At 46.6% G+C, this 9382-nt stretch carries 9 protein-coding genes; 7 read left to right on the top strand and 2 right to left on the bottom strand.

Annotated elements, in window-relative coordinates:
• The 7 genes from RH45_RS20450 to purF form a co-directional block, all read left to right on the top strand.
• The coding region (locus RH45_RS20450) for a FimV/HubP family polar landmark protein (RefSeq protein ID WP_008081014.1) at positions 1 to 1635 on the top strand (1635 nt) is incomplete at its 5' end.
• A gap of 98 nt (positions 1636 to 1733) precedes the next feature.
• Positions 1734 to 2528: a tRNA pseudouridine(38-40) synthase TruA gene (gene truA, locus RH45_RS20445; protein ID WP_008081013.1), complete on the top strand. Its 795-nt coding sequence runs from the start codon at positions 1734 to 1736 to the stop codon at positions 2526 to 2528.
• Between the two features lie 176 nt (positions 2529 to 2704).
• Positions 2705 to 3631, top strand: coding sequence for an acetyl-CoA carboxylase, carboxyltransferase subunit beta (accD, locus tag RH45_RS20440; RefSeq protein WP_008081012.1), 927 nt, complete (start codon positions 2705 to 2707; stop codon positions 3629 to 3631).
• A 43-nt stretch (positions 3632 to 3674) separates the two neighbouring features.
• A complete protein-coding gene (gene folC / locus RH45_RS20435; protein ID WP_008081011.1) occupies positions 3675 to 4940 on the top strand; it encodes a bifunctional tetrahydrofolate synthase/dihydrofolate synthase in 1266 nt (421 codons plus the stop codon).
• Complete coding sequence (locus RH45_RS20430; RefSeq protein ID WP_008081010.1) at positions 4941 to 5492, top strand: SPOR domain-containing protein; 552 nt, start codon at positions 4941 to 4943, stop codon at positions 5490 to 5492.
• A 63-nt stretch (positions 5493 to 5555) separates the two neighbouring features.
• The gene (locus RH45_RS20425) at positions 5556 to 6047 is read left to right on the top strand and encodes a CvpA family protein (protein WP_008081008.1); all 492 of its coding nucleotides are present in this window, start codon (positions 5556 to 5558) and stop codon (positions 6045 to 6047) included.
• Positions 6048 to 6082: 35 nt separating this feature from the next.
• On the top strand, positions 6083 to 7597 hold the full coding sequence (purF, locus tag RH45_RS20420; protein WP_008081007.1) for an amidophosphoribosyltransferase: 1515 nt from the start codon (positions 6083 to 6085) through the stop codon (positions 7595 to 7597).
• Between the two features lie 47 nt (positions 7598 to 7644).
• On the opposite strand, the gene znuB is transcribed toward purF, so the two are convergent.
• Together znuB and znuC are read right to left on the bottom strand one after the other, a co-directional pair.
• Positions 7645 to 8430 (bottom strand): zinc ABC transporter permease subunit ZnuB, encoded by a 786-nt coding sequence (gene znuB, locus RH45_RS20415; RefSeq protein WP_008081005.1) that lies wholly within the window; start codon positions 8428 to 8430, stop codon positions 7645 to 7647.
• Positions 8423 to 9208 carry a zinc ABC transporter ATP-binding protein ZnuC gene (gene znuC, locus RH45_RS20410; RefSeq protein ID WP_008081004.1) on the bottom strand — a complete coding sequence of 262 codons (786 nt, stop codon included), beginning with the start codon at positions 9206 to 9208 and terminating at the stop codon, positions 8423 to 8425. The genes znuB and znuC overlap by 8 nt, the downstream gene beginning before the upstream one ends.
• Positions 9209 to 9382 lie beyond the last annotated feature (174 nt).

The raw sequence follows: 9382 nt of genomic DNA, 5'->3' as shown, positions 1-9382 counted from the left end.
GAGACTCCAGAGCAAAATGCCGCACCGATGCCTGAGGCGATCCCAAATGAGTTTGGTACCCCTCAAGACGACGACTGGTTGATAGATGAACCAAGTAGTGTCTCAGAGCAAGAAGACTCATTGGCGTCTCTCGACCAAGAGCCGAAAATTGAAGAATCGACTGAGCAAGATACGTTAGCAGATATGGCCGCTGAGCCGGAGTTAGCAACGCAAGAAGCGGTTGAACCAAGTGTTGAACCTGCAGATGAATCGCTTGAACTGGATGACCTAGAGCTTCCAGAGTACAGCGAAGAAGATGCACTAGCGGATATGGCGGCTGAACCGGAGTTAGCAGCGCAAGAAGCGGTTGAACCAAGTGCTGAGCCTGCAGATGAATCGTTTGAACTGGATGACCTAGAGCTTCCAGAGTACAGCGAAGAGGATGCACTGGCCGATATGGCCGCTGAGCCAGAGTTAGCAACGCAAGAAGTGGTTGAACCAAGCGCTGAGCCTACAGATGAATCGTTTGAACTGGATGACCTAGAGCTTCCAGAATACAGCGAAGAAGATGCGCTGGCCGATATGGCGGCTGAGCCGGAGTTAGCAGCGCAAGAAGCGGTTGAACCAAGTGCTGAGCCTGCAGATGACTCGTTTGAACTGGATGACCTAGAGCTTCCAGAGTACAGCGAAGAAGATGCACTGGCCGATATGACGTCTGAGCCGGAGTTAGCAGCGCAAGAAGCGGTTGAACCAAGTGCTGAGCCTGCAGGTGAATCGCTCGAACTGGATGACCTAGAGCTTCCAGAGTACAGCGAGCAAGACGCATTAGCGGATATGTTTGCAGAGCCAAACTTAGAAGATTTGACTGAGCAGGACTCGACAACAAACTTTAATCTGGATGACCTTGAGTTACCTGAATTAGAAGATGTTGCGGATCCATTCGCTGAGGTGTCGGAAGATGTTAGCCACGACGCATCACCTGGTGACACTGAGCTGAGCCGTGAATCCGCAGGAGAGGAGGGGCTCGCTGAGCAAGAATTTGACGAGCAAGCGTTTGATGAACTCTTGGCTGACACCGATGATAATCAATCCGCCAGCTTTTCGTTTGATAATCCAATCGATGCGACTACCTCTGATAGCGCTGGAATGGATATTGAAGCTATGCTCGAAGTCGGCGGTGAAGATTGGAACGGCTTCACGCTTTCTGCAGACCAGCAAGCTCAGATCAGTGATGATATCCCTGAAGAAGAGCAAGATATTTGGTCACAAGAAAACCTGCCAGAGCAGGCCCAAGTTTTGGACGAAAATTGGGAAGAACAAAACAATCTTGATGAGTTCAACCCGCAGGACAATCAATACCGCACCATCGATGAGTTAATGGCTGAAGTTGATGCAGAGGAAGCTCAGGAAATCGACGATTCGTTAAAACTTGATGTCGGGTTAAACGATTTTCCAGATGTGATTGGGGACATTGGCAATCAAGAAGACATCGACGCAAACGCGGAAGCAGCAGGGAAGCTCGACTTAGCGAAAATCTACATGGAAATGAACGATGCTCAGGGAGCAAAAAAACTCCTTGAAGAAGCTATCGTTGATGGTAGTGACGACATTCGTCAAGAAGCTAAGCGTCTGATAGACGATATTAACCGAAGTTAAAAACGACCATACAGGGGGCTAAATAGCCCCCTTATTTTTTCAGTGGAAAATGTATATACTTCCCGCCCCATGTAAGACCACTTAAAGAGAACACCCTGATGAGAATAGCTTTAGGTATTGAGTATAACGGTACTCAGTATTACGGCTGGCAACGCCAACAAGAAGTAAAAAGCGTTCAAGAAGCGCTTGAAAAAGCTCTAAGTGTTGTGGCGAATCATCCTGTCGAAGTCCAATGTGCGGGTAGAACCGATGCTGGTGTTCATGGCACAGGCCAGGTTGTTCATTTTGATACCACGGCGAGCCGGAAAATGGTCGCATGGACGATGGGCGCCAATGCCAATCTACCCAGCGATGTTGCCGTGCGTTGGGCTAAAGAAGTCCCTGAAGATTTTCATGCTCGCTTTAGTGCTACGGCTCGCCGATACCGATACATCATCTTTAACAGCGCACTAAGACCCGGAATTTTATCGTCAGGTGTTAGCCATTATCACGGTGAGCTTGACGAGAAAAAAATGCACCAAGCTGCCCAGTATCTGCTGGGAGAGAATGACTTTACTTCGTTTCGAGCGACGCACTGTCAGTCGCGCAGCCCATGGCGCAATATGATGCACATTAACGTCACCCGCCATAACCAGTATGTCGTTATTGACATCAAAGCCAATGCCTTTGTCCACCATATGGTGCGCAACATCACTGGCAGTTTGATCTGTGTTGGCCGTGGAGAGCAAAAGCCCGAGTGGATAGAGTGGCTATTACAGGCGAAAGATCGAAAGCTCGCCGGTGCGACAGCTAAGGCGGAAGGCTTGTATCTTGTAGACGTGGATTATCCGCAAGAATTTGAATTGCCAAGAGTGCCGATTGGCCCACTTTTTTTACCAGATAACTTGAACTAATTTGTGGTAAATTGTCCAAATATTCAGTTCGTTAAGAGATGGGCTAAAGGTTCAAAAAATAGGTACAACCAGTTTTTTGTCCACAGCTGGCATTTTATATGCTTTAATCCTCACGCGTAAATTCAGAATTTGTATCCCTTGCACTCTGCGGGGGAGTAGTAGAGAAAAGGTCTTCCATGAGTTGGCTTGAAAAGATTTTAGAAAAAAGCAACATCGTAAGTTCACGTAAAGCGTCTATCCCTGAAGGTGTATGGACTAAATGTACTTCTTGTGAACAAGTGCTTTATCACGCTGAACTAGAGCGTAACCTAGAAGTGTGTCCGAAATGTGACCACCACATGCGTATGAAAGCGCGTCGTCGTTTGGAAACTTTCCTAGATGAAGGTAACCGCGTCGAGCTCGCCAATGAACTCGAGCCTAAAGACAAGCTTAAGTTCAAAGATTCAAAACGCTACAAAGACCGTATCTCAGCAGCACAAAAGAGCAGTGGCGAGAAAGACGCGCTGGTTGTTATGCAAGGTGAGTTGCTAGGTCTGCCTGTCGTCGCTTGTGCCTTTGAGTTCTCATTTATGGGTGGTTCAATGGGTTCGGTTGTTGGTGCACGTTTTGTTCGAGCAGTTGAAGCGGCAATTGAGAACAACTGTGGTCTAGTTTGTTTCTCTGCAAGTGGCGGTGCCCGTATGCAAGAAGCGTTAATGTCTTTAATGCAGATGGCAAAAACGAGTGCAGCACTTGAGCGTTTATCTGACAAAGGCCTACCGTTTATCTCAGTGATGACAGACCCAACTATGGGTGGTGTATCGGCAAGTCTTGCCATGCTGGGCGATATCAACATCGGTGAGCCGAAAGCGTTGATTGGTTTTGCTGGTCGTCGCGTTATTGAGCAAACTGTGCGTGAAGATCTTCCAGAAGGCTTCCAGCGCAGTGAGTTTTTACTAGATCACGGTGCTATTGATATGATCGTTGACCGCCGTGAAATGCGTCAGCGCATTGGTAGCTTGTTAGCGAAAATGACCAATCAAGCGTCTCCTTTGGTAGTTTCTGTGAATGATTCGCCAAATGAAGCTAACTATGATGTACCAGAAGTAGAAGAAAAAGGGTAAAGTAACACACTAACAAACCACCACTATTTATGGTTTAAGTTAGATGAGTCAAACCCAAATTCCTCAAGCCACATCCCCACTCGCGATGTGGCTTGATTATTTAGCAAATATCCATACCTCTGCGATAGACCTCGGTCTTGAGCGTGTCCAAACTGTGGCAGATTCTGCCAACCTTACTAAACCTGCTCCAACTGTGATCACCGTTGCCGGTACTAATGGCAAGGGCTCAACCTGTGCCCTGATGGAAGCCATTCTGCTAGACGCTGGTTATTCCGTTGGTGTATATAGCTCTCCCCATTTAATTCGCTACAACGAACGTGTGCGAGTTAATGGTCAAGATCTACCAGACGAGAAACATACTCAAGCTTTTGACTTTATTGAAAAGCAACGTGGTGAAGTGAGTTTGAGCTTCTTTGAGTATGCGACTTTGGCGGCGTTGCGTCTTTTCCAAACTGAAAAGGTCGACATTGTGCTGCTTGAAGTCGGTCTTGGTGGTCGTTTGGATGCCACTAATGTGGTTGAGCACGACGTATCCGTGATTACCAGTCTCGCCGTCGACCATGTCGATTGGCTTGGTGACGACATCAATGTAATTGGCTTTGAGAAGGCAGGGATTTACCGCAGTGGTAAACCGGCCATTTGTGGTCAACCGAAAGCTCCTGCAACGGTAGCCGCACATGCTGACGACATCGGAGCTGAATTGTTCCAAGTTGAAATTCAATATGATTATCAGCAAACATCAGAGAACACCTGGAAATGGACACATGGCTCTTATGACCTAGAGGCGCTACCCGTACCAGGTTTGCCATTGCAAAACGCCGCGACCGCGTTAATGGCTCTTGCAACCGCCAATCTTGACCTCAGTGATGTTAATATCGTTAATGGCCTGAAGAATGCTCAACTACCTGGCAGAATGCAGGTTATTCATCAGCAACCAACGATTCTACTCGATGTTGCGCATAATCCTCATTCTGCACAGTATTTGGTCGAGAGAGTTACTCAACAATATCCTGGACAGAAAATCCATACTGTAGTCGCAATGTTGCACGACAAAGACATCAAAGCCACGCTGGAAGAGTTGTCTTCGATCGCTGCCCACTGGTATCCCGCTTCTTTGTCTGGACCTCGCGCAGCCAGCGCACAAGAGTTAAGTCAGCATTTACCGACAAGCCATGCGCAATATGACTCACCCGTGTTAGCTTTTGAAGCCGCTTTGACACAAGCTGGGCAAGAAGATGTCATTCTAGTGGTTGGCTCTTTCCATACGGTAGGGGAAGTACTAGAGCATTGGCAGAACAAAGGAGCATAAATGGCAAGTAAGTTTCAAAATCGGCTGGTGGGGACCATTATTCTGGTCGCCATTGGGGTCATTGTTTTACCGGACGTACTGGATGGTAAGAAAACCCACTACAAAGAAGACATTGCCAGCATTCCAATCAAGCCAGAATTAGGCTCTGATCTAGAAACATTCGAGGTTCTCGATCCGGTCGATGACAGTGCAAGCTTACCTGAGCCGCCAGTTGAAGTTGTTATCGACGAGCCCGCTCCTGCGAAGGAGGAGCCGGTCGAGGCGGAAACGTTACCCGTGGTGGTGAAGGAAGTACCAGAACGCAATGACTATCAAGAGAGTGCTTGGATTATCCAATTGATGGCACTTAAGAATGCTGATAACGCACACAATCTGGTTAAAGATTTGCAAAAACGTGGCTATCAAGCGCATGTGAAGCCTGAAAAGACATTCACTCGAGTCATTATTGGTCCAGATGTTTCAAAGAGTAAACTTGAGCGACAAGTTATTGAACTGGAAAAAATTACTGGCTCGAAGGGTCGATTGCTCAAATTTCAACCACTAAATCCATAAGAAAACGTTTGCGTCAGCGTTTTTTCTGTTAAAATGCGCGCCAACTTAAGATGTAAGTAAAAAATGAATCCTTTAGATATTGTCATTTTAAGTGTGATTGGCCTGTCGGCTTTGATCAGTTTAGTTCGTGGTTTCGCTAAGGAAGCGTTGTCATTGGTTATTTGGTTTGGTGCTTTTTTTATCGCCAGTCAGTACTACGCTAAATTGGCGGTGTACTTCACTAATATCCAAGATGAGATGTTTCGCAACGGAGCTGCGATAGCTGCCTTGTTTATTGCAACCCTAGTGGTGGGTGCCGTGGTTAACTACGTCATCGGTCAATTGGTGCAGAAAACAGGTTTGTCTGGAACCGATCGAATCCTTGGGATCGTATTTGGCGGTCTACGAGGTGTGTTGATTGTTTCAGCTGCGTTATTTTTTATGGATGCGTTTACTTCGTTTCCAGACTCAGAGTGGTGGAAAGGGTCGCAACTGGTACCGGAATTTAGCCGCATCATTGCTCCTTTTTTTGAACACTTGCAAGCAACATCTAGTTTCTTATCTGACGCGCTCTAGCGCGTCAGCCATTGTCGCAAATCGAGGGTTAGGACATGTGTGGTATTGTTGGAATCGTGGGCACAACGCCTGTAAACCAGTCTATCTATGATGCATTGACGGTCTTGCAGCATCGTGGCCAAGATGCCGCGGGTATTTGTACCATAGAAAGCAATCGTTTTCGTCTGCGCAAGGCGAACGGTTTAGTGAAAGATGTGTTTGAAGCAAAACACATGCAAAGACTGCAAGGCAGTGTCGGGATCGGCCATGTTCGCTACCCAACGGCGGGCAGTTCAAGTGCATCAGAAGCTCAGCCATTCTATGTAAACTCTCCGTTTGGTATCACACTTGCGCATAACGGAAATCTAACCAATGCGGCCGAGATTCGTCAGAAACTGTTTGAGAAAGATCGCCGTCATTTAAACACAACATCAGATTCAGAAGTTCTGCTCAATGTGCTGGCACACGAGATTGATACCGTTAAAGGTAACGTGACCGCGGAAGACGTGTTTAGAGCCATAACCAATGTTCACCGAGCAATTCGCGGTGCTTACGCAGTGACTGCAATGATTATCGGTCACGGTATGATTGCATTTCGTGACCCACATGGCATTCGCCCTCTATGCCTAGGTAAGCGTGACGTCGATGGTCGCACCGAGTACATGGTGGCATCTGAATCCGTGGCATTAGATGCGGTAGGCTTCGACTTTATTCGTGATGTCGCTCCGGGTGAGGCAATCTACGCGACATTTGACGGTCAACTTCATACTAAGCAATGTGCCGATAATCCAACTCTGAACCCATGTATTTTCGAGTTTGTCTATTTTGCTCGCCCAGATTCATTCATCGATAAAATTTCGGTATACAGCGCGCGTGTAGAAATGGGTAAAAAGTTGGGTGAGCGCATTCGTGATGAGTACGCGAATTTAGATATCGATGTTGTTATCCCTATCCCTGAGACATCTTGCGATATCGCGCTACAGATTGCGCAAGCCATTGATAAGCCTTACCGTCAAGGGTTTGTGAAAAACCGTTACGTCGGCCGTACTTTTATTATGCCAGGCCAACAACAGCGTAAGAAATCAGTGCGTCGCAAGCTGAATGCGATCCGCTCTGAGTTTAAAGATAAGAATGTGTTATTGGTCGATGACTCAATTGTCCGTGGTACCACTTCTGAGCAGATCATCGAAATGGCACGTGACTCCGGTGCGAAGAAAGTATTTATGGTCTCAGCTGCACCAGAAATTCGCTTCCCGAATGTTTATGGTATCGATATGCCAAGTGCGAATGAGCTGATCGCTCATGGTCGTGATAATGATGCTATCTGTAAGCAGATTGGTGCTGATGAACTGATTTTCCAAACCCTTGAAGATCTAGTATCAGCGGTTGGTTTAGGAAACAACGACATTACTCGCTTTGAAACATCGGTTTTTAACGGCGAATACGTCACGGGAGATATCGACCAGAAGTATTTAGAATTCTTAGAGTCTCTACGTAGCGATGATGCGAAGACGCAACGAGAGATTCAACAAGAGCTTGCCAATCTAGAGTTGCACAACGAAGGTGCTTAGTTAAGTCTTTTGGAATTGAAAAAGGGTCTACTTTGTAGACCCTTTTTTTATCCGCGAGATTTAACTAGTTGCGAAAGCATAAACATTGCGGTTGCGCTGATAACTACGGAAGGTCCAGCTGGCGTATCAAAGTGCCAAGACATAGACAGACCTAATAACACGGCAATTGCACCAATAACGGAGGCGATAGCGGCCATTTGCTCTGGTGTTTTGGAGAAGCTTCGCGCAGAAGCGGCAGGAATGATTAACAGTGATGTCATGATCAAGGCACCGACAAACTTCATACCTATTGCGATGACTAAACCGATCAACAGCATCAGAAGCAATCGCATTAAGTCAACATTGTGCCCATCGACTGCGGCCAAATCTTCGCTTACGGTCGTTGCCAGCAATGGTCGCCAAGCAAATGCAAGGATAATGGCAACGATGACCGCACCACTATAAATGTACATTAGATCGGTGGGTGAAACTGCAAGCAGATCACCAAACAGATAGCTCATCAAGTCAATGCGCACGTCATCTAAAAAGCTAACGGCAACTAAGCCAAGTGAAAGAGCGCTATGTGCCAGAATACCGAGTAACGTATCAGTCGCGACTTGCTGTTGCTTTTGTAAAGTAACTAAGATCACCGCCAATATCAGGCAGCAGACTACTAAGGCCAAATACAAGTTTACATCGAGCAAAAAACCAAATGCGATGCCCATCAACGATGCGTGCGCCAATGTATCGCCAAAATAGGCCATTTTTCGCCACACAACGAATGAGCCAAGGGGGCCGGCGATAAGGGCAATACCAAGTCCAGCGAGAATAGAGGGTAATAAAAACTCAATCATGGTGATGACCGTGAGAATGATGTGAACAACTTGTCGCATCTCCAGACACTGGTTGACCAGCTAAGTCATGATGATGGTGATTATGTTGGTGGTGATATAGTGCTAGAGCTTCCTGGCTACCTGGGCCGAACAGAGCAATATAACTTGGGTGGCGACTGATCGCTGATGGAGAACCAGAACAACATATATGGTGATTGAGGCAAATTACGTCATCGGTTTTCGCCATAACGAGATGCAAGTCATGTGAGACCATAAATACCGCGCAGTTGAAACGATGACGTATGGTGTCGATAAGATCGTACAAATCAATCTGACCTTGTACATCGACACCCTGAGCTGGTTCGTCAAGAACCAATAAATCAGGGCGTTGCAATAGTGCTCGAGCAAGGAGTATTCGTTGATTTTCTCCGCCAGACAAAGAGTGCATGTTCGCGAGCTGTAGGTGTTCGGCCCCCACTAATTTAAGCGCCTCGTTGATCTCTTGTTTACTGTAGCGACCCGAAAGTTTAAGAAAGCGGTTTACGTCCAGCGGTAAAGAATCGTTAAGCCTTAACTTTTGTGGCACATAACCGACTTTGAGTCCTTTGGCTCTTGATACATTGCCGCTGTAGCGCTTTTGTAGGCCAAGCAGAACCTTTACCAAGGTAGACTTACCTGCGCCATTTGGACCGATCAACGTAGTGATTTCACCACGCTTAAGTGTAAGGGAGACGTTGTCCAATACTTTGCGTTCATCGAAATGAACACAAATATCAGTGAGTTCGACCAGTGTCGACATGAATAACACTCATTTGCAATTACTTGATGTTATAATGTAACATTTATTATCTTGTTAGACTAGACGGCTATTTGTATTTATGAAACGCATTATCCCAATTGCATTGACAATGCTCGCAGCATTTTCTGCACAAGCAACCACGGTGCTTACCAGTATTAAACCCTCCAGCTAATT

This window comes from Vibrio sinaloensis DSM 21326 (assembly GCF_000189275.1).
GTDB classification, from domain to species: Bacteria; Pseudomonadota; Gammaproteobacteria; order Enterobacterales; family Vibrionaceae; genus Vibrio; species Vibrio sinaloensis.
The sequence above is the reverse complement of the archived record's forward strand: the minus strand, read 5'-3'. Positions and strand labels throughout refer to the sequence as shown.